Here is a 25,209-nt window from a genome sequence, read left to right as displayed (position 1 = left end):
CGACATGACCAGCCTAACGCGATGTACCCGAGTATGTCCGCATAGGGGACAATAGTGTTATGCGTTTCATCTCAAATGACCCGAATAATGATCTGACCTACTCAGATGTGTTCCTGGTTCCCAATTCGTCCTCACTGACTTCCCGGTTCGACGTCGACCTGTCGACGACCGATCCGACCGGCTCCACGACACCGATCGTCGCCGCAAATATGACCGCCGTATCCGGTCGTCGGATGGCGGAGACCATGGCTCGCCGAGGTGGCCTCGCGGTACTGCCGCAGGACATCCCCCTATCGGCTGCCCAGGACACGATCGAGTGGGTGAAGAGTCGCGACCGCGTCTTCGATTCGGCATTGCGGTTCTCCCCGGAGGACACAGTGCTGAGCGCCCTGCACGTCCTGGCCAAACGATCCCACGGCTACGGAGTGGTCGTCGATGACTCCGGCAAGCTCGCCGGAGTCATCGATTCGACGAACCTCAAGGGCGTCGACCGCTTCACTGCGGTGTCTGCGCTGCTCGAACCGTCGCCGCATGTCATCAGGGCCTCGGACATCGACTGGTCCGATGGGGCACAGCTGGAGTCTCTGTTCGAGTCCATGAACGAGGCCCGGACTCCGTTCGCAGCCGTGGTCGATGACAGCGACAGGGTGCTGGGATCCCTGACTCCCAAGTCGCTGCTTCGGTCATCGATCTACGCCCCCAACCTCGATGACCAGAACAGACTGAAGATCGCCGTGGCGGTCGGAGTCAACGGCAACGCCGTCGAACGAGCCTCTGCCCTGGTCTCAGCCGGTGCCGATGTGCTCGTCGTCGACACTGCCCACGGCCATCAGGTGAAGATGCTGGACACCTTGAGCTCGATCGCGGCCGCTGACCTGGGAGTGCCCATCGTCGCCGGCAATGTCGTCACCGCTGATGGTGTTCGCGACCTCGTGTCGGCCGGCGCTCAGATCATCAAGGTCGGTGTCGGCCCCGGTGCTATGTGCACGACGCGCATGATGACGGCCGTCGGCCGTCCGCAGTTCTCGGCTGTCCGCGAATGCGCCGAGGCTGCCAGAGAGCTGGGTGCGCATGTGTGGGCGGACGGGGGAGTGCGCTACCCCCGGGATGTGGCTCTGGCTCTCGCCGCAGGTGCATCACAGGTCATGGTCGGCTCGTGGTTCGCCGGCACCCATGAGTCCCCGGGAGATCTTCTCGTCGACGGCGAAGGCCGCAGATACAAGGAGAGCTTCGGCATGGCTTCGGCGCGGGCGGTGGCGAACAGGACTCGGACGGAGTCTGCGTTCTCCCGCGCACGCAAGGGCCTGTTCGAAGAGGGCATTTCTTCGTCGACGATGTACATTGACCCAGAATCTCCTGGTGTCGAGGATCTGCTCGACGGCATCACTTCGGGCGTACGCAGCTCGTTCACCTATGCAGGAGCCCGCAACCTCGGGGAATTTGCCGAACTCGCAACAGTCGGAGTTCAGAGCGCTGCAGGGTATGACGAAGGCCGCCCTCTGTCCCGGAGTTGGTAAGATCCAGCCATGCACAGTGACAGTCCCAGCCGGCGGGAAGCCGGCGCCCCAGACGACGACCCTCACCCGCTGAGGCTCGATCGCATCACCTGCCCTGATCTCCTGACCGCGAACGGCGGGGATCGTCACTGATGGAATGGCTCTACCTTGCCTTAGCCCTCATCCTCATCTGCGGCACCGGCGTCTTCGTCGCTGCCGAGTTCTCCCTTCTCACGCTCGATCGTCACACCGCAGACAAAGCGGTGGAAGACGGCAAGTTCGGGGCCAAGACGCTCCGTCGTTCGATGACCCACCTGTCCACGCAGCTGTCTGCGGCCCAGGTGGGCATCACCATCACCACCCTGCTGACCGGTTATCTGATGGAACCGTCCCTGGGCAAACTCCTGGCTCCGGTCTTCGAATCCTTGGGCGCGAGCCCGGGTCTCGCGGCTCCGATCGCCCTGACGATCGCTCTCATCGCATCCACGTTCCTGTCGATGATCTTCGGCGAACTGGTGCCTAAGAATCTGGCGATCGCAGTGCCGTTGGCAACCGGCCGCATTGCCGCGCCGATGCAGTATGCCTTCTCGCTCGTCTTCAAGCCCGTGATCAGCGTGCTCAACGGCACCGCGAACAAGATTCTTCTGTCCTTCGGCATCGAGCCTCAGGAAGAGGGCTCGGTCGGTCGGTCGCCCGAAGAGCTCACATCTCTGGTGCGTCACTCCGCTGAAGAGGGGATGCTCGATGAGCAGACCGCCGACCTCCTCGAACGGACGCTGAGTTTCTCCGAGCGCACAGCAGAGGACGTGATGACACCGCGCACACGCATGTCATCGGTGGTCAAGGATACGACCGCACGAGCGATCATCGAACAGGCCCGAGAGACAGGGTTCTCCCGATTCCCGGTGGCAGGCGAAGATAAGGATCATATCGTCGGTGTCGTCCATGTCAAACAGGCCTTTGCGGTTCCGCTGCCCAATCGTGACGATGCCTACGCCGGAGGACTGATGACCGAGGTGACAGAGATTCCTGAAACGCTGCGGCTCGATCCGCTTCTCATGGAGCTTCGGGCCAAGGGCCTGCAGATGGCCGTCGTCGTCGACGAATTCGGAGGCACCGCAGGTGTCGTGACGCTCGAGGACGTCGTCGAAGAACTCGTCGGTGAGGTCGCCGATGAGCACGACCGGATGCGTGTGGCGGCACGGCCGGCTCGGGATGGCACATGGATCGTTCCGGGACAGCTTCGTCCCGACGAAGTTTCGTCGACGATCGGACTCGAGATACCGGAAGACTCCGATTACGAGACTCTGGCGGGCTTCGTCCTCAAAGAATTGGGGAGGATCCCAGAGCCAGGGGACCAGATCCGAACTGATGACGCGCTGATCCGTGTCGAGCGGATGCATGGTCGCCGGGTCGAGAGATTGCGCATTCTCCTTCGTGCGACCGACGCAGCCGGCTATGAACAGGGCGGTGAGTTCTGATGAGCGCTGACTGGTTCGGCCTGATCTGGCTCGTCGTCCTGCTTCTGGGCAACGCCTTCTTCGTCGCAGCCGAATTCGCAGTGGTCGCGGCCAAACGATCACAGCTCGAGCCCCGGGCTCAGGAGGGGTCGTCCGCGGCGAAGACCGCTCTCTACGCGATGGAGCATGTCTCGGTGATGTTGGCGATCTGCCAGCTCGGAATCACCGTCTGCTCTCTGCTGTTGGGCAACGTGGCAGAGCCGGCCATCCACCATCTCCTGGCAGGGCCGCTGGAAGGACTGGGCATTCCGGCCGGGCTGTCCTCGACTATCTCCTTCATTCTGTCTCTGGGCGTCGTCACATATCTGCATGTGGTGATCGGTGAGATGGTGCCCAAGAACATGGCTCTGGCAGCCTCAGCTCGCGCCGTGATGCTGCTGGCACCCCCGCTCGTCTTCCTCTCCCGAGTCTTCGGCTTCGTCATCAAACCGCTGAACGGTCTGGCCAACTCGATCCTGCATCTGTTCAAGATCGAAGCACGCGACGAGGTCAACGAGGCGTTCACGATCGAGCAGGTTGAGTCGATCGTCGCCGAGTCCAAACGCGAGGGTCTGCTCACAGACGACACCGGGCTCCTCAAGGGCGCACTGGAGTTCAGCGACAAAACAGCAGCCGACATCATGGTCCCGATGTCCGAACTGATCACCATCTCTTCCAGTGTGACTCCTGATGAGCTCGTCACCATGGTCGGAAAGACCGGGTTCTCGCGCTATTTCGTCACTGACGAGGACGGGTATCCGCAGGACTATCTCCATATCAAAGACGTCCTCTATGCCGACAGCACGCTCGAATACGGTGCACCGGTTCCGACGAAGAGATTCCGCCCCCTGTTCACGGTGACTGCAGGTGACGAAGTCGAAGAGGCCCTATCCCAGATGCAGAAGGTCGGCATTCACGTTGCCAGGGTCGTGTCTGCAGAGGGCAACGTGCTGGGACTGCTCTTCCTCGAAGACGTCTTGGAAGAGCTCGTCGGGGAAGTCCAGGACGCCATGCAGCGGGGTCGATACGAATACTGAGCATGACATCACGCAGGCACGGCGATGAATGTGTGACACGCGTCATCCAAATGCCCGTCCCTTTGTAACAATATGTTACCTAAGGCCCCCACCGGAGCCCGCAAATACGCGTTCTGCGACGCCCTGGTGGGGGCTAAAACATGTCAAACGCCAGGTCACACGCCAAGTGTGAACGGAAAGTGACAATGTGTAACGAGCTCGTTATAGTGTTGTGACATAAGGTTTTCGTTCGCCCGGATACATGGCGGCCGAAATACGGACAACAGTACGGAGTAATATGTCGAGTGAGTCCTCGACCGCAGAGATGCCACTGGTTCGCCGTCGCGATCTGCGCAAGCAGCACACATCTTCACCTGTGCCATCTGTCTTTTCGAAACAGACCGCGACATCGGTGTCGCAGCATTCGAACCCGACTCCATCCGCACCCCTTTCGCCGCGTCGCGCCGCGATGGCTGCAGAAGCCAGGGCTGCCGCAGGATCGCCCCGTAGGGCCGCGATGGCCAAGGAGGCCTCGGCGCGTCCCGACCATGGCGGTTCGGCCTTCGTAGCCGCACGCATGGGCAGCCGCGGATCCGACGGTTCACTGCTGCGTTCGGTGCGTCGACGTCGTGTGACGACCTTCTCGGCCTTGGCCACTGTCTCTGTCACAGGAACCGCGATCGCCGCCGTTATGGTCGCAGGCAACATGAGCGGCAATCAGGAAGTCAAGGTCGACGAGACTGCTGCCGACAGCCAGACTCGCGCCATCAATGCCGAATCCGTCTCCGCCGACATCAAGGCAGACGACGAGAAGACGAGCATGGCCATCGGCGCCCCGAGCGCCAAGCAGACCAAGGTCGAGGCCGCTTCGCGTGCCATCACCAAGACCGTGCTTCCCGGATGCGAAGGCGAGGCTCCGAAAGGCGAGGCATCCAACGGTGAGGTCCCCGAGGAATGGCTGTGCGATATCGGCGTCGGCAACCACCAGCTGCGTTCGGACGCTGCGGTGTCCTTTGCCAAGATGAATGCTGCGTTCAAGAAGGACACGGGCAAGGAACTGGCAGTCACCGACTCGTATCGGTCGCTGGAATCTCAGATCTCCGTCGCAGAACGCAAGCCCGGATTCGCTGCTCGTCCCGGCACATCCAACCACGGCTGGGGAATCGCGCTGGATCTCGGTGCAGGAACCCAGAACGGAACCGGCGTGCAGTATGAGTGGCTCGTCGCCAACGGTGAGAAGTACGGGTGGGAGAACCCCGACTGGGCCAAGCGCAACGCCTATGAACTCTGGCACTGGGAATACGTTCCAGGGCGCAAGGACCTCAAGGGCGCCTGATACCGACATCCGCGTGCAATCGAGACTCGATTGCACGCGGATTCGTTTTGGGAAGCACCACAAGTCGGTGATAGCATTGCATCCGTTGCCCGCGTAGCTCAGTGGATAGAGCGTCTGCCTCCGGAGCAGAAGGTCGTAGGTTCGAATCCTGTCGCGGGCACCACACACCGTCCTCCTCATCAGCTGAGGTGGGCGGTTTCTGCTACCACCGCTTATGGTGGTTCCTAAGCAACCTCAACCAGCTGATGAAGGTCCTGATGACGACTCCTGCGGATGTGACGAACGCCGATGTCGTGCTCAGCGCACAATCGGTGCGAAAGAGCTTCGGTCGCGGCGACACCGCTGTGACGGCCCTCGATGACATCACGGTGAACTTCGAAGCCGGCAGGTTCAGCGCGATCATGGGCCCCTCGGGCTCGGGGAAATCCACGTTCATGCATGTCCTCGCCGGACTCGACAGAGTGGATTCCGGAACCATCACGATGGGCGGCCAGGACATTACTGTTCTCAATGACAAAGAACTGACCCAGCTGCGGCGGGACCGCGTCGGATTCATCTTCCAGGCATTCAATCTCGTTCCCACCCTGACCGCTGAACAGAACATCGAGCTGCCGGTGTCCCTGGCTCGCAAGAAGATCGATCCGGAGTGGAAAGCAGAAGTCGTTGAGCGTCTTGAGCTGGGGGACCGGCTCAAACACCGACCGCACGAACTCTCCGGTGGCCAGCAGCAGCGCGTTGCCGTGGCTCGCGCCCTTCTGACGCGTCCGGACGTGATCTTCGCCGATGAGCCCACAGGCAACCTCGACTCCCAGGCAGGAGCAGAAGTGCTGGCCCTGCTCCACGGTGCGACCACCCGCTACGGGCAGACGATCATCTTGGTCACCCACGACCCCGTAGCCGCCTCACACGCCGATCGAGTCGTGCTGCTCAAGGACGGACGAGCCGGGGGCGAAGTGCAGCAGCCGAGCAGGGAATCCGTGGTCTCCGCGCTGGGTGAGCTGAGCGATCTGTGATCGCAGTCGCTCTGGCGGAGATCCGAATCCACTGGGCGCGATTCCTCGCAGTGGGTCTCGGCATCGCGCTGGCAGCAGGCTTCGTGGCCTCGACCCTGATCATCAGCTCATCCCTGCAGACGAGCCTGAAGGAATCGGTCGGGCACACATTCTCCGAATCGGACCTCGTCATCGTTCCGGCCCAGGACGTCTTCGTCAATGGGCAGGAAGTCTCTCCTTTGGCGAAGCCTCTGGAGCGGGTCGACAGTGTGAGCGGTGCGGCCGTCAACGCTCGCACGACCACCACGGGTCGAGGTCAGTCCTTCTCTGAGAGCACGTTCGCTCTGAGTCCTGTACCCGCGGATACGAGCCTGGACACGTTCTCCATCACCGAAGGCACACGGCCCGACTCAATCTCCGACCTGGTCCTGGACGAGGCGACTGCGACAGATCTGGGTGTGGGCATCGGCGACGAGATCCGCTTCTCCGTTGCCGCAGTATCCGTCGGATCTGATGAAGATTCGATGCCCGTCTACCGGGGACCGAGCCAGAGCAACACGACGTTCACCGTGGTCGGTCTGGCCTCCATGGGCAGCGGTCCTGCGACTGCAGGCATGCACCGAGGAATGACAACCTCGGCGAGCTATCAGGAGTACTTCGCTCAACAGGGCGACGTCATTGCGATCCAGATCGCGCTTGACGCGGGTGCGGATCCGGCCGCGGTTCTCCCACGTCTGCAGGCGACGATCGATGACTCTGCACTGCAGGGGAGTCTGGAGGCGATGACGGTCTCCGATGCCGTCGACGTCAAAGCCGAACGGCTCTCCGGCGGCAACGAGGTCATCACCTGGCTGCTCCTGGCCTTCGCCGGCATCTCCGTCATTGTGGCGATACTGGTGGTGTCCAACACCTTCTCCGTCATCGTGGCCGGGCGCAGACGCGAACTGGCACTGCTGCGCTGCCTGGGAGCCTCACGCCTTCAGCTCTACGGGTCTGTGGTCACGGAGGGCACGTTCGTGGGACTGCTCGGGTCGATCGTGGGTGTGGCCGTCGGGGCAGGCGTCAGCTTCTGCCTCGCTGCAGGAGCGAAGCAGATCTGGCCCAACGAGTTCGACTACTTGAGCCTGAGTGTGCCCCCGTCGGCATTGTTGATCGGCATTGCCGTCGGGGTGCTTCTCACGGTGCTCGCAACCATCCGACCGGCCCGCAGCGCCATCGCGGTGACCCCGCTGGAGGCGCTGCAGCCCTTCGACGAGGCGCTGTCTCCTTCGGGCCAGAGCAGGCTGCGCCACATCGTCGGGTGGTCGAGCATCGGCCTCGGAATCGTGCTCCTCCTCGCCTCGATCTATCTGGTTGAGCAGGCGCAGGCATGGATCCTGGGCGGTGCACTTGGGGGAGCCCTTCTCGTCTTCGGCATTGTGCTGTGCTCCGTGATGATCATTCCCCCGATTGTCGCGGCCATCGGTGACCTGGCCTTCAGTCCCTTCGGCATCCCGGGGCGACTGGCCACCCTGAACACCTTGCGCAACCGCCGGCGAACAGCCGCGACCGCAACTGCACTCATCATCGGCGTCACCCTTGTGGCGACGATTCTCGTCGGCGGAATGTCAACGAAGGCAACGATGGGTTTCGGCCTCAACCAGCGTTATCCCATCGACATCGCTGTCCCGCTCGAAACCACCGTCGACCGCGACGAAGCCGATGCCGTGAGGGACATCGCGGGCGTGGAAGCCGTCGTCGTCGCTCATCGGGCACAGGTGATCGGCGATCACGGTGACTCGCCCCCTGAGCTCTATGTCATCGATCCCGAGTCCGCGCAGACCGTGATCAGCGAGGGTGCCGAGGCTCCGGTTGCCGGGAAAGTGCTCGTCCCGAAGGACTTCGCTCCCGACAGCATCCGCATCAAGGGCCTCACCGAGGCGACGGTTCCGGTTGAGAAGGCCGGTGACTCGAGTCTGGTGTACTTCACTACCCCAGATGTGGGCAACGACCTTGGCGTGTCCGCAACCTCCACGTCGGTGCTGGTCAGGGTCGACCCGAACGCCTCGGTCTCAGACATCTTTCGGATCCAACAGGACGTGGCCGAAGCACTCGACGTCACCACCGACGAGGTCGCCGGTTCAGCAGTGGCCCGTGGCCAATACTCCGAGTTCATCGACGTGCTTCTCGTTGCTGCCGTGGCCCTCCTATTCGTTGCGGTCCTCATTGCCCTGCTCGGTGTCTCGAACACGGTGAGCCTGTCGGTGATCGAACGTCGGCGGGAGAACTCACTGCTCCGGGCCCTGGGTCTGAGCATCTCCCAGCTGAGATCACTTCTCGCTCTCGAAGCCACCCTCATCTCCTCGGTGGCTGCGCTCATCGGGCTCCTCCTCGGCGGGGCGCTCGGCATCGTCGGCACTCATCTGATCACGCACGACTATTCCAATCGGCTCATCGTTGACTGGTCTCTTGCCTCCACTTTGGGCATCCTGCTGGTGGCGATCCTTGCGGGGCTGCTCTCCGCTTTGGCACCGGCCAGACGGGCCGCGCGGCTGTCACCGGTCGAGGGACTCAAGCAGGAGAACTGACCCCGCCGACACTGGTGCGGTGGCCAGGATGATAGAAATGCAAGCATGAAATCTGGGTGGGCATCCGGTCTGATCGTCCTCGGAATCGTTGTCGCAGCATTCAACCTTCGCCCGGGCGTGACCGGGCTGTCGCCGCTGCTGGACGCGATGGGCTCCGAGATCCATCTCAGCGCGGTGTTCCTGGCAATCATCGGGATGCTGCCGCCGCTGCTCTACGGAATCAGCGGCTTCATCACGCCACGGCTGTACAACCGGTTCTCCGGACTGACGATCTCACTGGCAGTGATGATCATGATCACGGCTGGCCTGGGCCTGCGTGCGATCGTCGACTCTCCCGCACTCTTCCTGGCACTCAGCGTTCTCGCACTGCTGGGTATGGGCATCGGCAACGTCGTCGTGCCACCGATCGTGAAGTCCTACTTCCCTGACCGTGTCGCGCTGATGTCGACAGTGCACGTGGGGCTGCTGCAGCTGGGGACTTTCATCCCTCCACTCGTGGCAGTGCCACTGGCATCGAAGTTCGAATGGCGCGGTTCTCTGCTCGTGTGGGCTGTCTCCGCGGCGCTGGGGATCGCCGTCTGGGCCGTGATCGCTGTGCTCAGACCTGCACCCCGGTCGCAGGTCTCGGCCACGGTCGTCGGCGGAAGCGAACTGCTGCGACTGGTCAAGACCCGCCGAGCCTGGGCACTGATGACGATGACCGGACTGACCTCATTCAACAATTTCATCCTGTTCACTTGGCTGCCTACCCTGCTGACACGATCGGGTTTCGACCCGGCATTCGCAGGAGCCATGCTCGCCCTCGTGACCGCCATTCCCCTCGTCCTCGGGTTCGTCCTGCCGCTTCTCGCGCAGAAGATGCGCACAGCTTCGCCGATAGTCGCGGCCTTCTGCGCCTGCCTGGCTGTCGGATACCTCGGCCTGTGGCTCATGCCTCAGGCAGCACCAGTGCTGTGGACGGTCCTGCTGGGCATCGGAATCTCGACCTTCCCGCTGGCTCTGACCCTGATCACCCTGCGCTCACGCAGCGCTGAGGCCTCGGCAGCGCTGTCCGGGTTCGTTCAGGGCGGCGGTTACCTGATGGCCGCTACCGGGCCCCTGATCTTCGCCTTCCTGATCCAGAGCTTCGATGTGATGTGGCTGGCTTACGCTGTGGTGCTGGCCTCCACCGCGGTGAAGTTCGCGGTCAGCTTCTCCGCCTGTCGTCCCGGCTCGATCTGATCCAGACAACGACTATGACACCTGATTCGCCGTCGACAACCGGACACGAGTAATCTGAACGAGTGACCCCGGAACTTCTGCAGACCGCTCTGGCGCGTGCACTGGCGAGCAGCGCCGCCGCACGAGGAATCGACAGTGACCCTGTACCGGGCTCGACCCTTCGCAGGGCGCAGGCACAACCTCACGGCGACTGGGTCTCGACCATCGCACTGCGCAGTGCCGCATCTCTGGACACCGAGCCCAGAACCCTGGCAGCAGAGATCGCTTCACGACTGCGCGATAACACCGGAATCACCCGTGTCGACGTCGCCGGGCCCGGGTTCCTCAACATCACAGTGAGCCCCAGCAGCCTCGCCCAGGTCGCCGCCGACATCGTCGACGCAGGCACGGCTTTCGGCCCTGATCAGGACACGGCAGCGCGCATCGAAGCCACAGTCGATGAACGCATCTCTTCCAACCCCGAACTTCGGACTCTGCTCCCTGCAGTGGGAAGCGATGCGCTTCGCTTCCTGGCCGCACGCAGCAGCACGGCCTCATCGCCTGCGGCAGACGTGGGATTGCTGCGCACGGCCCACCCAGACAACCCCGTGTACCTCGTCCAGGTCGCGCATTCCTCGGCCCGTCGTGTCGATCGCCGCGCGGCAGCGGCTGGCATCAGCGCCGCCGGCTTCGACCCGAACGCCCTGACCGATGCCACCGAGACCGCGCTGGCTGCGGCCCTGGCAGACTTCATCACCACGACCGATGCCGCCGCCTGCGCGGACGAACCTCGGCGCATCACCTACCTCCTCGAAGCCACCGCACAGCTGTTCCTGGACTGGGCGAACGCATGCCCAGTGACACCGAGAGTCGATGAGGACATCAGCCGACTCCACGCTTCCCGGCTGGTCCTCGACCGAGCCGCCATCATCGTCCTGGCCACAGGACTTCGACTACTGGGCGTTCGCGCCCCGGAGAGGATGTAATGCCTGCCCACATCGCCGGCACCATGCACGCGACCCCTGCACCCGTGTGGCTGCCCTACCCCGAGGACGTCAACGCCCTCCTGCCCAGCTTGTGGTCGGACAACGTGACGAAGTCCGACTCCGGCGTCCTCACCGTCGCCGGGCACCCAGTCACTGATCTCGCTGAACGCTACGGCACCCCGACCCTCGTCATGGATGTCGCCGATTTCACCGCCCGCGCCGAGAACTATGTCAGCGCGTATTCGGCCGCATTCTCCGCGAACAAGGGACTGTCTGGTGTCGACGTCTTCTATGCGGGCAAAGCATTCCTGTGCACCGCTGTCGCCCGGTGGGTCCACGAGGCCGGACTGGGCCTCGACACCTGTTCCCTGGGAGAGATGATGGTGGCCCGCGCAGCAGGAGTTCCGGGGGAACGGGTCGGTCTGCACGGCAACAACAAATCTGTGGCCGAGCTCGAATATGCCCTCGACTACCGTGTGGGACGCATCTTCGTCGACAGCCTCGACGAGATATCCCTGCTTGAATCGATCGCGGCCGCGAAGGGCGCCGTTGCACCTGTGATGCTGCGGGTGACGGTGGGAGTCGAAGCTCACACGCACGATTTCATCGCCACAGCTCATGAGGATCAGAAGTTCGGACTCTCGGTCTCCGCGGGAACAGCAGCGAAGGCCGCCGCGGCAGTGGCGAACTCACCGCATCTGCGTTTCGACGGTCTGCACTCGCACATCGGTTCGCAGATCTTCGACATCTCCGGCTTCCAGGTCGCTGCCGCCCGAGTCCTGGCTCTGCGAGCGGAGATCATGGACGAACACGGTGTCGATCTGCCCGATGTCGACCTGGGCGGTGGCTTCGGCATCCGATACACCTCACAGGACACGCCCATTCCGGTGGCCGAGATGGCCCAGGAGCTCGCCGCGGTGGTCGCCAAGGAGTGCCGCGGACTGGGCACGAACGTGCCGCGGATCTCGATCGAGCCCGGACGCGCGATCGTGTCCCCGTCAATGTTCACCCTCTACCGGGTCGGCACGGTCAAAGAGGTCGACACCGACAACGGTGTGCGCACCTACGTCGCCGTCGACGGGGGGATGAGTGACAACATTCGGACGGCTCTCTACGATGCCGACTATTCGTGTACCTTGGCCAATCGGAACTCCAGTTCCGAACCCGCCATCGTGCGCGTCGTGGGCAAGCACTGCGAATCCGGTGACATCATCGTCCGAGACGAATACATGGGATCCGATGTGACCTCCGGGGACCTTGTTGCGGTCCCGAGCACCGGTGCCTACTGCCGGTCACTGGCCAACAACTATAACCACCTGCCCAAACCAGGCGTCCTGGCCGTGACAACGGATAAGGTTGAGTGGATCGTGACGCCCGAGGACTACTCTCAGATGTTGCGCAGTGATCCGGGAATGAACGTCGGTGAGCGCGTGTGAGTGCCACTGAAGACAGCGAAAAGGTGAACAAATGCAGGCTTTGAAAGTTGCCATGCTCGGATGTGGGGTCGTCGGCACCGAGGTCGCCGCCCGCATCCAGAACCGGAGCGAGGCTCTGGCCGAACGGATCGGTGCGCCTCTTGAGCTGAGCGCAATCGTCGTCCGTGACACTGCGAAGCAGCGTCCGGGGATCGATCCGAGCCTGCTGACGACCGACGCAGAGACTGCCATCGCTGATGCCGACATCGTCATCGAGCTCATGGGCGGCATCGAGCCTGCCAAGACGCTCATCCGCTCGGCACTCGACCACGGCTCCTCCGTCGTCACCGCCAACAAGGCCCTGCTGGCCGCCAACTACGGCGAGCTCATGTCCGCGGCGGACACGGCAGGAGTCCGTCTCGAGCACGAAGCCGCCGTCGCCGGTGCCATTCCCATCATCCGTCCAGTCGGTGACTCGCTGGCCGGGGATCGGATCGACCGGATCATGGGCATCGTCAACGGCACCACCAACTACATCCTCGATCAGATGGACTCCGAGGGCTGGGGCTTCGATGAAGCGCTCAAGACCGCGCAGGAGCTGGGATTCGCCGAGGCGGACCCGACCGCCGACGTGGGTGGACATGATGCTGCGGCCAAGGCCGCGATTCTCTCGTCACTGGCCTTCCACGCTCCAGTCACGATCGACGATGTCCACGTCGAAGGCATTGAGGACATCACCCCCGAGATGGTCGCCACGGCTCGGGACCAAGGGTTCGTCATCAAGCTCCTCGCCGTCTGCGAACGAGTCAGCGAATCTCCTGCCGGGCCGGGGCTGTCCGCTCGCGTCTACCCGGCACTGCTGGGACGCAATCACCCTCTTGCGACGGTGCGCGGCGCCTTCAACGCGGTCTTCATCGAGGCCGAGGCCGCTGGTTCGCTCATGTTCTACGGTCAGGGCGCCGGCGGCGAGCCGACGGCGTCTGCGGTCCTCGGCGATGTGGTCTCCGTGGCCCGTCGCAAGGTTCTCGGCGGTCGGGGACAGTACGAACGTCCCTTCCACAAGGACTCGACGATCCTGCCGATATCGGCGATCACCACCCGGTACCACATCACGCTCGACGTCGTCGATCGTCCGGGCGTCCTCGCAGCAGTCTCTGAGGTCTTCTCCGATGAAGGAGCATCGATCGAACTCATGCGCCAGACGGTGGGAGAAGTCGACGAACAGGGCACACAGCACGCGAAGCTCGTGCTGGCCACCCACTCGAACACCGACGCGATCCTGCGGGGAACGGTCGACCGCCTCGGCGGCCTTCCCGTGGTGCGCGCCGTCAAATCCGTGATCCGTGTAGAAGGACAGTGAGAATGACCGAATTCCCCAAAAAGCAGTGGCAGGGCGTCGTCGAGGAATACCGCAGCCTCCTCGACATCTCCGAGACCACACCGGCGGTGACTCTGGGTGAGGGCGGAACTCCGCTCATCCACGCGGAGAAGCTCAGCGAGCTCACCGGCGCTGACGTATGGGTGAAGTACGAAGGCCTCAACCCGACGGCGTCCTTCAAGGACCGCGGTATGACCATGGCCATCACCAAGGCTGCGGCTCAGGGTGCGAAGGCCGTCATCTGTGCCTCGACCGGCAACACCTCAGCCTCGGCGGCGGCCTACGCCACCAAGGCCGGTCTGACCTGTGCCGTGCTCGTGCCCACCGGCAAGATCGCCCCGGGCAAGATGAGCCAGGCCATCGCACATGGGGCCACGCTGCTCGAAGTTGACGGAAACTTCGACGACTGCCTGACTCTGTGCCGGAAGCTCTCCGAGTCCTACCCGGTTCACCTCGTCAACTCCGTCAATCCTGATCGCATCGAGGGACAGAAGACCGCCTCCTTCGAGGTTGTCGATGTCCTGGGCGACGCCCCTGACATTCACGTGCTGCCTGTGGGCAACGCGGGCAACATCACCGCCTACTGGAAGGGCTACCGCCAGTACCAGGAGATCGGCGCCTCGACCCGCCTGCCGCAGATGTGGGGCTTCCAGGCCGCAGGATCGGCACCGATCGTGCTCGGCCACCCCGTCGACGAACCCGATACGATTGCCACCGCCATCCGGATCGGCAATCCGGCCAGCTGGCAGCAGGCCATCGAGGCGCGTGACTCCTCCGGCGGAGTCATCGACTCGGTCACCGACGAAGAGATCCTGCGCGCACACAAGATTCTGTCCCGGGAAGAGGGGATCTTCGTCGAGCCCGGTTCGGCTGCCTCGGTGGCTGGTCTGCTGAAGATGTCCGAGGCGGGCAAGGTCCCTGCCGGTGCGAGAATCGCGGTCACCGTGACCGGTCACGGCCTCAAGGATCCCAGCTGGGCACTGCACACGGCTGACGGTTCCGAGATCGAGCCCAAGCGGGTCTCGGTCGACGCCGTCAGCGCGGCACGGGCCCTCGGGCTCGAAGACAGGTGAGCGTGAGGATCCAGATCGAGGTTCCGGCCACCTCGGCGAACCTGGGCCCTGGCTACGATGCCTTCGGCCTAGCACTCGGGATATTCGATACTCTGACCCTGACGATCCACGACGAGGCCGTCGATCCCAGCGCCTGTGTGAGTGTGACAGGGGAGAGCGCCGAGACTCTGCCGACGGATCGGTCCCATCTCATCATGCGCGTGATCGTCGATGTGCTCCATGCAGAGTATCCCGACGCCCCCGCAGACTTGGGGGAGAGGCTCAGCCTGGACTGTGTCAACCGGATACCACATTCGCGCGGACTCGGATCTTCCGCGGCCGCGATCGTGGGCGCCATTGCGCTGGCTGGCGAGATCGGGGCCTACGCCGGCGGTGACAAACTGAGTCGGCAGCGCGTGCTTGAGCTCGCCTCCGAACTCGAGGGCCACCCTGACAATGCAGCTCCTGCCGTGTTCGGGGGATTGACCATCGCCCTGCCGGACCCTGCCCGCTCGTGGCAGGTGCCGTCCAACACCCTCGCCGAGGTGACCGTGCTGGTGCCCGAGGTGCGTTTGGATACGGAGATCGCACGAAGCGTGATCCCCGTATCCGTCGAACATGAGGTCGCCGCAGAGAACTCCGCACGTGCCGCGCTGCTCATCCATGGCTTCGTCACCGATGCCTCTGTTCTGCTGGAGGCCACCGACGATCGGCTCCATCAGGAGTTCCGACGCGAGGCTTACCCAGAGTCGATGGTCATTGTCGACGGTCTGCGCGACGAGGGCCTGCCGGCAGTGATCTCGGGCGCAGGTCCCACCGTCCTCGTCCTCGCGAGCACGGTCCCTCCAGCGCTGCTCCCGCCATCGGTGACACTCATTCACACCGCGATTGACCTCGGCGGATATCGCGTCCAGGCAGAGAGTCAGTCACCGGATTCGCGTGATCGGCGTTGAGCAAGTAAACTGATGGTGTTCCGTCAGTGATCGGATTCGATGATATGAATCGCGAATCCACTGTCTATGTCACAAATTCTGGAACGTCTCCTGCTCATTCTTAGGCAGGTTATCTTTCACAATGCACCGTCAACGGTGTTTCCGTCGCCGTGAGTAAACGGCTCTTGCCGCACGGCCGAAAGAGGGAGAAGGACCTTCGTGTCTGAAACCACTACTCAAGATTCCACGCCACGCACCGGCAGTCTGACCGCTTTGCGTCTGCCCCAGCTCCAGGAGATGGCAGCGGGACTCGGGATCAAAGGGTACCGTCGACTTCGCAAAGGCGAACTGATCGACGCCATCAACAACCACAATGGCCCACAGAGCGGTCCGGGACAGGCTCAAGCAGCCCCGAAGACCGCACCGGCCGTTTCCGCAGGCTCTGAGAAGGAAGCCAAGGAAGACAACAGCGGTTCCGACGCAGCACCCGATGAAGCCAAGCGTCGTCCGGCTCGTCGCAACGCAGCTGCGACATCTGACGATGATGCCGTCGCCGCCCAGGGAACGACTGCCGCAGCGACGTCTGCTGAAGCCTCGACCGTCGCAGATAAGCCGGTCGCAGATGATGCTTCGTCCGAATCAGCCGGTGAGCCGGACAAACAGCGTTCTCGTCGCAGCCGTTCGCGCTCGCGTGGCGCTGAGCCGCAGAACGAGGACAACGGACACGGTTCCGATGACTCGGGTGAGCGCTCGGACCGCAATGATCGTGGAAACGGCCGCAATCGTCAGAACGACGACAACGACCGCGGCAACGATCGCAACGGTGACCGCAACGATCGCAACAATGACCGCAATGATCGCGGAAACGGTCGCAACCGTCAGAACGACGACAACGACCGCGGCAACGATCGCAATGGTGAGCGCAACGATCGCGGAAACAACCGCAACCGTCAGAACGACGACAACGATCGCAACAACGACCGTGGCAACGATCGCAACGATCGCAATAACGACCGTCGCGGACGCCAGAGCGATGACAACGATCGCGGCAATGACCGCAACAACGACCGTCGGGGTCGCAACAACAACGATGACGACGATCGCGGCAACCGTCGCGGACGCGGTCGTGACCGTGACCGCAAACGTCGCGGAGGACGCGGCGGCGACGAGCCCGAGATCCGCAACGATGACGTGCTCATCCCTGTCGGCGGCATCCTCGATGTGCATGACAACTATGCATTCCTGCGCACCTCCGGCTACCTGCCCGGACCCAACGATGTCTACGTCTCGGCTTCGATGGTGCGCAAGAACCAGCTGCGCAAGGGCGACGCCGTCGCCGGTGCCATTCGCCAGCCTCGCGAGAACGACCGCAACAGCAAGCGCGAGAAGTTCGACGCCCTGGTGCGATTGGACTCGGTCAACGGCCTGACCGTCGATGAAGCCCGGAGCCGTGTCGAGTTCTCGAAGCTGACACCGCTCTATCCGCAGGAGAGGATGCGCCTGGAGACCACCTCCAAGCAGCATTCGACCCGGCTCATCGACCTTGTGACTCCCATCGGCAAGGGCCAGCGTGGTCTCATCGTGGCACCCCCGAAGGCGGGCAAGACGATGATCATGCAGCAGGTCGCCAATGCGATCACCGAGAACAATCCGGAAGTCCACCTGATGGTCGTCCTCGTCGACGAACGTCCCGAGGAAGTCACGGACATGCAGCGCGCGGTGAAGGGCGAAGTCATCGCTTCGACCTTCGACCGTCCCGCCGATGATCACACGACGATCGCCGAGCTGGCCATCGAGCGCGCCAAGCGTCTTGTCGAAATGGGTTCCGACGTCGTCGTGCTCCTGGACAACATCACCCGGCTCGGCCGCGCCTACAACATTGCGCAGCCAGCCTCGGGTCGTATCCTCTCCGGTGGTGTCGACGCGAACGCGCTCTACCCGCCGAAGCGATTCTTCGGTGCTGCCCGCAACATCGAGAACGGCGGTTCGCTGACGATTCTGGCCACAGCCCTCGTCGAGACCGGTTCCAAGATGGACGAGGTCATCTTCGAAGAGTTCAAGGGCACCGGCAACATGGAGCTGCGTCTGTCGCGCCAGCTCGCTGACAAGCGCATCTTCCCGGCAGTCGACGTCAACGCGTCGAGCACCCGTCGTGAAGAGATGCTGATGACCAACGAAGAGATGAAGGTCATGTGGCAGCTTCGGCGCGTACTGTCCGGACTCGAACAGCAGCAGGCTGTCGAGCTCCTGATGTCGAAGCTGAAGGAAACCGGCTCGAACGTCGAATTCCTCATGCAGGTGCAGAAGACGACGCCACTGCAGAAGTCTTCCACCGACAACAACTGAGATGGCCGACGATGACACCCTCAAAGCCAGCGTCAGCGCACTGCTCGACGAGCATGCACGCCTGCAGTCGGAACTCTCCGATCCTGCGGTGCACGCTGACGCTGGCCGCGCCAGGAAACTGACCAGGCGCTACGCCGAACTCGATAAGGTCGCAGTGACCGCTCGTCGGTTCGCTCAGCTCGAAGACGACGCCGTCGCCGCAGAGGAACTCGCGGATGACGACGCCGAATTCGCTGCTGAGGCCAAACGCCTGCACGAGGAGGCCTCGGAAGTCGAGGCTGAGCTCAGAGATCTCTTGGTTCCCAGCGATCCAGACGATGCACGTGATGCGATCATCGAGATCAAAGCTGGTGAGGGTGGTGACGAATCGGCGCTGTTCGCAGGGGATCTCCTGCGCATGTACCAGCGCTGGATCGACTCACGCGGATGGTCCTCGCAGATCCTGGATGCCACGCATTCTGATCTCGGCGGCTACAAGGACGTCACCCTGGCTCTGAAGGCCAAGGACGACGGTGCCTACGGTTGGGTGAAGTTCGAAGGTGGAGTTCACCGGGTCCAACGCGTGCCCGTGACCGAATCCCAAGGACGCATCCACACCTCGGCCGCTGGAGTGCTCGTATTTCCCGAGGTGGACGAGCCTGAGGAAGTCGCACTCGATGACAACGATCTGCGCATCGACGTCTACCGGTCCTCGGGCCCCGGCGGTCAGTCCGTGAACACCACGGACTCCGCCGTGCGCATCACCCACGTGCCCACAGGCATCACCGCCAGCTGTCAGAACGAGAAGTCACAGCTGCAGAACAAGGAAGCAGCACTGCGCATGCTCCGGGCCCGCATCCTGGCCAAACAGGCCGACGAAGCCGCAGCCGAGGCCGCGGACATCCGACGGTCCCAGGTTCGCACCGTCGACCGCTCTGAACGCATCCGCACCTACAACTTCCCCGAAAACCGCATCACCGACCATCGGACGGGCTACAAGGCCTACAACCTTGACCAGGTTCTCTCCGGTGACCTCGATCCGGTCATCGGCTCCTGCCGTGAGGCTGACAAAGCAGCACGACTCGACGCACTGGGGGACTGACCTGATTCCGCGCCCTCCCAGTCCCGAAGAGGACGTGTCGACGGTGCTGCGCGGAGCGGCACGGCTGCTCGCCGATGTCGGCGTCGCCAACCCCGACTCGGACTCCGCGGCGCTGCTTGCCCATGCCTGGGGAATCGACGCCTCCGACTTGGCCCGCAGACGCCTGCTTGGCGATGGTGTCCCCGCCGAAGTCACTGAAGTCTTCGCTCAGCTCATCGATCGACGACGTCAGCGCGTCCCACTTCAGCACATCATCGGAGTCGCGGCCTTTCGGCACCTCGAACTGCAGGTGGGCCCTGGAGTGTTCGTTCCCCGGCCCGAGACCGAGCTTCTCGTCACCGAGGTCCTCGAAGAGTTGGACAGGCAGCAGAACGCACATGAGCCCTTCGTCATCGACCTGTGCTCGGGCTCGGGTGCGATCACGCTGTCCCTGGCTGCCGAACATCGCCAGCTGCGCATCATCGGCGTCGAGCGCGAAGCTGAGGCCCTGAACTGGTCGCTGAAGAATCTGGCCTCGCTCAGCCTCGGCGACTCCAGCGTAGAGCTGATCAGCGGTGACGCCACGAGGTTCGCCGACGAGCGACCTGAGCTGTGGGGCAGCGCGGATGTCGTCGTGACCAATCCTCCCTATGTGCCCGATGAGGCTGTGCCGCGCGATGCCGAAGTGCGCGAACACGATCCGGCAGCCGCTCTCTACGGAGGATCGACGGGCCTGGAGATCCCAGGCCTCATCGTGAAGCAGGCGGAGAAGCTGCTGCGTCCCGGTGGCTTCTTCATCATGGAACATTCCGAGGAACAGGGGCCCGGCGCCTGCGAACTCATCATGTCGACGGCCAGTCTCAGACGGGCCGCCACTTACCCGGACTACACTGGACGCGACCGCTACACCGTGGCTCATCGTGTGTCAGGGGTCGACCTGTGACCATGGACCACCCGGTTGGGGCCACTGACCACCGCGATCCGAAACGGAGGATTCGTGTCGAGACGATTCGACGTGACCCAAAGCGACATCCGTGACCTTGTCCTGGACGAATGCGCCAGGGTGAGTGAGACGGGCAATCTGCTCGTCATCCCCACGGACACCGTGTATGGGATCGCTGCAGACGCATTCAGCGCTTCGGCGGTTTCCGCTCTGCTGGCAGCGAAAGGCCGCGGACGTGACATGCCGCCGCCTGTCCTCGTCCCGCGTGCGGAGACCGTCTTCGGCCTCGTCGACGGTGTCGACGAGAGGATGCTTTCGCTGACCGCCCGGTTCTGGCCCGGACCGTTGACGATCATCGCGAATGCACAGCCGTCGTTGGACTGGGATCTCGGCGACACCCATGGCACCGTTGCGGTGCGCATGCCCGACGACGAGTACGCCCTCGCCCTGTTGGGGCGGACGGGGCCACTGGCCGTGTCCAGTGCCAACACCTCCGGTGAGCCCGCCGCCACCTCGGCGGATGAGGCGATGGAGATGTTGGGCGACGATGTCGACATCTACGTCGACGGCGGAGTGAGAGCGTCGGGAATCTCCTCGACGATCATCGACCTCACCAGCGAAGTGCCGCGTATCGTGCGCGAGGGTCCCGTGACCATCGAAGAGCTGCGCGAGATCGTCCCCGATGTCATCGGCCTGGACGGCTGAGTGCGCGCCTACCTCTTCATCCTCATCATCTCGGCCCTCGTGGCTTACCTCCTGACCCCGATGGTCAGGCGGGTAGCCGAGCGAGGCCAGATCTTCTCGCCTCTGCGCGAACGCGATGTCCATTCCGTCCCGACGCCGAGGTTGGGCGGGGTCGCGATGTTCGGGGCGGTGATCGTGGGCCTCATCTTCGCCTCCCAAACACCGTTCCTGCAGAGGATCTTCTCGGATATGGGACCCATCATCGGCATCGCCGGAGCGGCCACCGTGCTGTGCGTGCTGGGCATCATCGACGACATCTGGGATCTCCACTGGATCACCAAGCTTGCAGGGCAGGCACTGGCAGCTGGATTCATGGCCATCAACGGCGTGGCACTGCTGTCGATCCCCTTCGGGGGCGTGATCATCGGTTCGCCGCGGATGTCGATCATCATCACCATCCTCGTCGTCCTTGTCACCATCAACGCTGTGAACTTCGTCGATGGGCTCGACGGGCTGGCAGCGGGAGTCGTCGCGATCGGCGGCAGCGCATTCTTCATCTACTCCTACGGTCTGGCCCGGGATGCATCGCCTGAGTCCTATGCGAACCTGGCCTCGCTGATCACCGCAATCCTCGTCGGCGCCTGCGTCGGCTTCCTCCCGCACAACTTCAATCCGGCGCGGATCTTCATGGGCGACTCCGGGTCGATGCTCATCGGCCTCCTGCTGGCAGCATCCACCATCCGCGTCACCGGCCAGGTCGACCCGGCGCTGCTCGGGGAAGAGCGAGTCTTCGCGACCTTCCTGCCCATCGTGCTGCCCGTCGCCGTGATGTTCCTGCCGCTGCTCGACCTGGGGCTGGCAGTCATCCGTCGTCTCATGGCCGGCCAGTCACCGTTCTCCGCAGATGCGAAGCACCTCCATCACAGGATGCTCAGACTTGGGCATTCTCATGCCCGGGCCGTCCTCATCCTCTATACCTGGACCGCGCTCATCGCATTCGGATCTGTCATGCTCCTGCTGATGCCGTGGATCTACGTCGTCTGCATCGTCGGCGGACTGTTCGCCATCACCCTTATCTTCACGTTCTACCCCCTGCGGGTCCGTCAGAAAGCCAGAGAGGAAATCTCATGACCGATGAGTCACCGCGTCAGGAAACCTACGTTGAAGCAGCATGGACCAGAGTCTGGAAGACCATGTTGGTCCGCGGCGTCATCCTCGTCGCCGTTGTCGCTGTGCTCGGAATGGGTATCGGCTACCTGGTCTCCGGGATCGAAGGCTTCAATGGCGGGGCCGTCGGTGGGGGACTGGCCGCGGTGTTCATCATCGTCACTCTGGTCATCATGTATGCGGGACGCAACCTGGGACTGACAGCGATCGCCGGATTCCTCGGCATGGGCTTCCTCTTCAAGGCGTTCATCTTCATGATCGTGATCTGGCGGATCAAAGATGCAAGCTGGCTGGACGGAACTGTGGCGTTCCTCACTATCGTCGTCGCGGTGATCGGTTCCTCGCTTATTGAAGCGCTGACTGTGGTCAAGGGCCGCGTGCCCTACGTCGATCCCGACGCGAAATAGGCGAATTAGACGATTGCGCCGGGCCCTGCCAGAAGATGTACAGTCAAAGGTGATGAATTTGTCGGCAGCTCTCTACAATTGGTAGAGTTGTTGCGGTGCTGGAGCCAATTGTTGCTCCAAGTCGCTCCTGAACCTATACCTGCACAATCAATGTGTGGATCAGGCCAGGCCACTGAGGCTTTTGACCATGGGAGAGTAAAGGAAACGTGGGAACACTCAACGCTGCGAACACAACGATCCAAGCCGCTGAAAGTGGTTTTCACGCCCCATCCATGGCGGAGTTCTTTCCCGCCGCGTTCCTCTTCGAAGGCACTCCCTTTGAGATGAACCGCGTGATGCTCATTCGCGTCCTCGCCACTATCGCAGTCGTTGTTCTGCTCGCTGTGTGGGCCAAGCGCATGAAGCTGGTACCCGGCCGTTTCCAGTCAGCTATGGAGCTGGCCATGGAGTTCGTCACCGTCGGCATCGCCGAAGACACCATGGGCAAGGAAAAAGCCAAGAAGTTCATGCCGCTGATTGTGGCGATCTTCTTCGGCATTCTGTTCTGGAACGTCACGAAGCTCATCCCGTTCCTCAACATGCCGGGCACTGGCGTCATCGGCCTCCCGATTGTCCTCACCCTCGCGGTCTATGTCACGTACCACTGGGCTGGAATCGCCGAGAAGGGACTCGGCGGCTACCTCAAGGATTCGCTCATTTTGCCTGGCGTCCCCTGGCCGATGCACATCCTGCTCATCCCCATCGAGTTCATCACGAAGTTCATCACTCAGCCGTTCACTTTGGCGATCCGACTCTTTGCCAACATGATGGTCGGTCACCTTCTTCTTGTGCTGTGCTTCTCCGCGACGAGCTTCTTCCTGTTCGATGCTGCGAACGGATTCCAGTTCTTCTCGATCATCACCTTCGCCGGCGGGTTCTTCGTCTTCATCCTGGAGATGCTGATCGTCGTCCTGCAGGCCTACATCTTCGCTCTTCTGTCCTGCGTCTACATCAACGCAGCCATTGCGGACGACCACTGATTTAACACCCAGAACCGTAACTCTCGAGTTGCATGGTCGGGCCAACCACCCGACTTCATTATGAAAGGAAAAGCATCCTATGGATATGCTCGCCGCAGTTGAAGGTAGCGTTTCGACTATCGGATACGGCCTCGCCGCTATCGGCCCAGGTATCGGTGTCGGTATCGTCATCGGCAAGACCATCGAAGGAACCGCTCGTCAGCCTGAAATGGCCGGCGCACTGCGCGGAAACATGTTCCTCGGCATTGCGCTGATCGAGGCCCTGGCCCTGATCGGCATCGCCACCCCGTTCTTCCTGCCCTGATCACGAAGAGGACTAAACGATGACTCCGGTAACTATTCTTGCCTCCGCTGAGAACCCGCTTCTCCCCGCGTGGTACGACATCGTCTGGAGTGCCATCTGTCTGCTGATCGTCTTCCTGGTTGTCTGGAAGTACGTCCTCCCGGCCTTCAACAAGACCCTTGATGAGCGCGCAGAGCGCATTCAGGGTGGAATTGAGAAGGCTGAGAAGGTGCAGGCCGAAGCCGATGAGGCTCTGGCCGAGTATCAGAAGCAGCTCGCCGACGGCCGTGCAGAAGCTGCACGACTGCGCGCCGAGGCTCAGGAAGAAGGCGCCCAGATCATCGCCAATATGAAGACCCAGGCTCATGCCGAGTCCGAGCGCATCGTCGCTCAGGCACAGACGCAGATCGAAGCCGAGCGTCAGTCCGCCATGGTGCAGCTGCGTTCGGAAGTCGGCACCCTGGCCACTGATCTGGCATCGCGCATCGTCGGTGAATCTCTCACCGATGATCAGCGTTCTGCCAACGTGGTCGATCGCTTCATCTCCGATCTCGAGTCGCAGTCTTCGGCACAGCCGGTCAAGGGGGCGTGATGCTCCAGTCGAGCAGATTGTCCCTGCAGGCCGTACTTGAAACCGCCAACGCTGAGATCTCCCGCGGTGACGCGCGAGAAATCGGTGCTGGTGAACTGGCCATCGTTGCCGTTCTCGCTGAGAACGTCACGTTGCGCAAGGCCTTGGCAGACTCGTCCGAGTCGGCTGAGAAGAAGCAGCAGCTGCTGCGGACTCTGTTCTCGACTCGGACCACCAATACGGCCCTGCGTCTGAGCGAACTGGCTGTGAGCCAGCGCTGGGCGAGGACTCAGGACTTGGTGACCAGCCTTGAGGTTGCCGGAGTGACGGCTATCGCAGCTGCTGCTCAGGCGTCCGGTCAACTCGGCCAGGTGGAAGAGGAAGTTTTCCGCTTCGCCCGTCTGTGCGAAACCGAACACGAACTGGCGCGGGCCCTGGAATCCGATGCATCCGCATCGACTAAGCGCTCGCTCATCGCAGACTTGCTGGCAGGTAAGGCACAGGCCGACACCATCACACTGATCGAGCAGGCGGTTCTGTACCCACGCGGCCTCCGCGTGGCGAAGGCTCTGGATCAGTACAGCGATATCCTCGCGGCACGACAGCAGCGTTCAGTCGCCGATGTCACCGTCGCAAAACCGTTGAGCGAAGCTCAGACCCAGAAACTCGCGGCCGCTCTGTCCGCCAGCTACGGACGCGATCTCGTGCTCAACGTTCAGGTCGACCCCGAAGTCGTCGGGGGAGTCCGGGTTCAGGTCGGCGATGAGATGATGAGTTCCACAGTGGCCGATCGTCTGGCCGAAGTTCAGCGCAAGCTCGCAAGTTAAATCGAGGGGCCGGCCAGTCCGGCAGCACAGGCG

At 62.6% G+C, this 25,209-nt stretch carries 22 protein-coding genes and 1 tRNA gene; all 23 read left to right on the top strand.

What is annotated here, in order from left to right:
* The first annotated feature begins 59 nt into the window (after positions 1–59).
* A complete protein-coding gene (locus HU144_RS13885; protein ID WP_198395501.1) occupies positions 60–1,517 on the top strand; it encodes a GuaB1 family IMP dehydrogenase-related protein in 1,458 nt (485 codons plus the stop codon).
* Positions 1,518–1,648: 131 nt separating this feature from the next.
* Entirely contained in the window at positions 1,649–2,977 is a 1,329-nt protein-coding gene (locus HU144_RS13880) for a hemolysin family protein (RefSeq protein ID WP_235351803.1), read from the top strand.
* The gene (locus tag HU144_RS13875; protein WP_235351802.1) at positions 2,977–4,032 is read left to right on the top strand and encodes a hemolysin family protein; all 1,056 of its coding nucleotides are present in this window, start codon (positions 2,977–2,979) and stop codon (positions 4,030–4,032) included. The genes HU144_RS13880 and HU144_RS13875 overlap by 1 nt, the downstream gene beginning before the upstream one ends.
* 448 nt (positions 4,033–4,480) lie before the next feature.
* Positions 4,481–5,347: a M15 family metallopeptidase gene (locus HU144_RS13870; protein ID WP_235351800.1), complete on the top strand. Its 867-nt coding sequence runs from the start codon at positions 4,481–4,483 to the stop codon at positions 5,345–5,347.
* Positions 5,348–5,434: 87 nt separating this feature from the next.
* Positions 5,435–5,510: transfer RNA gene (locus HU144_RS13865), tRNA-Arg, on the top strand.
* A gap of 94 nt (positions 5,511–5,604) precedes the next feature.
* Positions 5,605–6,360, top strand: coding sequence for an ABC transporter ATP-binding protein (locus HU144_RS13860; protein WP_235351799.1), 756 nt, complete (start codon positions 5,605–5,607; stop codon positions 6,358–6,360).
* Positions 6,357–8,906, top strand: coding sequence for an ABC transporter permease (locus HU144_RS13855; protein WP_235351798.1), 2,550 nt, complete (start codon positions 6,357–6,359; stop codon positions 8,904–8,906). Before HU144_RS13860 ends, HU144_RS13855 begins: the two co-directional genes overlap by 4 nt.
* 45 nt (positions 8,907–8,951) lie before the next feature.
* Positions 8,952–10,127, top strand: coding sequence for an MFS transporter (locus HU144_RS13850; RefSeq protein ID WP_235351797.1), 1,176 nt, complete (start codon positions 8,952–8,954; stop codon positions 10,125–10,127).
* Between the two features lie 62 nt (positions 10,128–10,189).
* On the top strand, positions 10,190–11,092 hold the full coding sequence (locus tag HU144_RS13845; RefSeq protein WP_235351796.1) for a DALR anticodon-binding domain-containing protein: 903 nt from the start codon (positions 10,190–10,192) through the stop codon (positions 11,090–11,092).
* On the top strand, positions 11,092–12,528 hold the full coding sequence (gene lysA, locus HU144_RS13840; RefSeq protein ID WP_235351795.1) for a diaminopimelate decarboxylase: 1,437 nt from the start codon (positions 11,092–11,094) through the stop codon (positions 12,526–12,528). The genes HU144_RS13845 and lysA overlap by 1 nt, the downstream gene beginning before the upstream one ends.
* Positions 12,529–12,559: 31 nt before the next feature.
* Positions 12,560–13,867 carry a homoserine dehydrogenase gene (locus HU144_RS13835; protein WP_198395510.1) on the top strand — a complete coding sequence of 436 codons (1,308 nt, stop codon included), beginning with the start codon at positions 12,560–12,562 and terminating at the stop codon, positions 13,865–13,867.
* 2 nt (positions 13,868–13,869) lie between these two features.
* A complete protein-coding gene (gene thrC / locus HU144_RS13830; RefSeq protein ID WP_198395511.1) occupies positions 13,870–14,958 on the top strand; it encodes a threonine synthase in 1,089 nt (362 codons plus the stop codon).
* 2 nt (positions 14,959–14,960) lie between these two features.
* Positions 14,961–15,890: a homoserine kinase gene (gene thrB, locus HU144_RS13825; protein ID WP_235351794.1), complete on the top strand. Its 930-nt coding sequence runs from the start codon at positions 14,961–14,963 to the stop codon at positions 15,888–15,890.
* A gap of 198 nt (positions 15,891–16,088) precedes the next feature.
* Positions 16,089–18,215 carry a transcription termination factor Rho gene (rho, locus tag HU144_RS13820; protein ID WP_235351793.1) on the top strand — a complete coding sequence of 709 codons (2,127 nt, stop codon included), beginning with the start codon at positions 16,089–16,091 and terminating at the stop codon, positions 18,213–18,215.
* Position 18,216: 1 nt separating this feature from the next.
* Entirely contained in the window at positions 18,217–19,296 is a 1,080-nt protein-coding gene (prfA, locus tag HU144_RS13815; RefSeq protein ID WP_235351791.1) for a peptide chain release factor 1, read from the top strand.
* Positions 19,253–20,218, top strand: a complete 966-nt coding sequence (gene prmC, locus HU144_RS13810; protein ID WP_235351790.1) for a peptide chain release factor N(5)-glutamine methyltransferase — start codon at positions 19,253–19,255, stop codon at positions 20,216–20,218. Before prfA ends, prmC begins: the two co-directional genes overlap by 44 nt.
* A 54-nt stretch (positions 20,219–20,272) precedes the next feature.
* Positions 20,273–20,923 carry an L-threonylcarbamoyladenylate synthase gene (locus tag HU144_RS13805; protein ID WP_235347158.1) on the top strand — a complete coding sequence of 217 codons (651 nt, stop codon included), beginning with the start codon at positions 20,273–20,275 and terminating at the stop codon, positions 20,921–20,923.
* A complete protein-coding gene (locus tag HU144_RS13800; protein WP_235351789.1) occupies positions 20,924–22,033 on the top strand; it encodes an MraY family glycosyltransferase in 1,110 nt (369 codons plus the stop codon).
* Positions 22,030–22,476 carry a hypothetical protein gene (locus HU144_RS13795; RefSeq protein WP_235351787.1) on the top strand — a complete coding sequence of 149 codons (447 nt, stop codon included), beginning with the start codon at positions 22,030–22,032 and terminating at the stop codon, positions 22,474–22,476. Before HU144_RS13800 ends, HU144_RS13795 begins: the two co-directional genes overlap by 4 nt.
* Positions 22,477–22,682: 206 nt before the next feature.
* Positions 22,683–23,495 carry a F0F1 ATP synthase subunit A gene (gene atpB / locus HU144_RS13790; RefSeq protein WP_235351786.1) on the top strand — a complete coding sequence of 271 codons (813 nt, stop codon included), beginning with the start codon at positions 22,683–22,685 and terminating at the stop codon, positions 23,493–23,495.
* Positions 23,496–23,574: 79 nt separating this feature from the next.
* Positions 23,575–23,799, top strand: coding sequence for a F0F1 ATP synthase subunit C (gene atpE, locus HU144_RS13785; RefSeq protein ID WP_101572413.1), 225 nt, complete (start codon positions 23,575–23,577; stop codon positions 23,797–23,799).
* Positions 23,800–23,818: 19 nt separating this feature from the next.
* Positions 23,819–24,370 carry a F0F1 ATP synthase subunit B gene (locus tag HU144_RS13780; RefSeq protein WP_235347154.1) on the top strand — a complete coding sequence of 184 codons (552 nt, stop codon included), beginning with the start codon at positions 23,819–23,821 and terminating at the stop codon, positions 24,368–24,370.
* On the top strand, positions 24,370–25,176 hold the full coding sequence (locus tag HU144_RS13775) for a F0F1 ATP synthase subunit delta (protein WP_235351784.1): 807 nt from the start codon (positions 24,370–24,372) through the stop codon (positions 25,174–25,176). The genes HU144_RS13780 and HU144_RS13775 overlap by 1 nt, the downstream gene beginning before the upstream one ends.
* Positions 25,177–25,209 lie beyond the last annotated feature (33 nt).

Source organism: Brevibacterium sp. UCMA 11752, from assembly GCF_021532235.1.
GTDB lineage: Bacteria > Actinomycetota > Actinomycetes > Actinomycetales > Brevibacteriaceae > Brevibacterium > Brevibacterium antiquum.
Note: the sequence above shows the minus strand (reverse complement) of the source record. Positions and strands in the feature narration are given on the sequence as shown.

Excerpts from the sequence above, each read along its gene's own strand:
- HU144_RS13860 (WP_235351799.1), top strand. The coding sequence starts at position 5,605 with ATGACGACTCCTGCGGATGTGACGAACGCCGATGTCGTGCTCAGCGCA.
- HU144_RS13875 (WP_235351802.1), top strand. The coding sequence starts at position 2,977 with ATGAGCGCTGACTGGTTCGGCCTGATCTGGCTCGTCGTCCTGCTTCTG.
- HU144_RS13870 (WP_235351800.1), top strand. The coding sequence starts at position 4,481 with ATGGCTGCAGAAGCCAGGGCTGCCGCAGGATCGCCCCGTAGGGCCGCG.
- HU144_RS13795 (WP_235351787.1), top strand. The coding sequence starts at position 22,030 with ATGACCGATGAGTCACCGCGTCAGGAAACCTACGTTGAAGCAGCATGG.
- HU144_RS13835 (WP_198395510.1), top strand. The coding sequence starts at position 12,560 with ATGCAGGCTTTGAAAGTTGCCATGCTCGGATGTGGGGTCGTCGGCACC.
- lysA (WP_235351795.1), top strand. The coding sequence starts at position 11,092 with ATGCCTGCCCACATCGCCGGCACCATGCACGCGACCCCTGCACCCGTG.
- HU144_RS13880 (WP_235351803.1), top strand. The coding sequence starts at position 1,649 with ATGGAATGGCTCTACCTTGCCTTAGCCCTCATCCTCATCTGCGGCACC.
- thrC (WP_198395511.1), top strand. The coding sequence starts at position 13,870 with ATGACCGAATTCCCCAAAAAGCAGTGGCAGGGCGTCGTCGAGGAATAC.
- HU144_RS13780 (WP_235347154.1), top strand. The coding sequence starts at position 23,819 with ATGACTCCGGTAACTATTCTTGCCTCCGCTGAGAACCCGCTTCTCCCC.
- prfA (WP_235351791.1), top strand. The coding sequence starts at position 18,217 with ATGGCCGACGATGACACCCTCAAAGCCAGCGTCAGCGCACTGCTCGAC.
- atpE (WP_101572413.1), top strand. The coding sequence starts at position 23,575 with ATGGATATGCTCGCCGCAGTTGAAGGTAGCGTTTCGACTATCGGATAC.
- HU144_RS13775 (WP_235351784.1), top strand. The coding sequence starts at position 24,370 with ATGCTCCAGTCGAGCAGATTGTCCCTGCAGGCCGTACTTGAAACCGCC.
- HU144_RS13885 (WP_198395501.1), top strand. The coding sequence starts at position 60 with ATGCGTTTCATCTCAAATGACCCGAATAATGATCTGACCTACTCAGAT.
- HU144_RS13850 (WP_235351797.1), top strand. The coding sequence starts at position 8,952 with ATGAAATCTGGGTGGGCATCCGGTCTGATCGTCCTCGGAATCGTTGTC.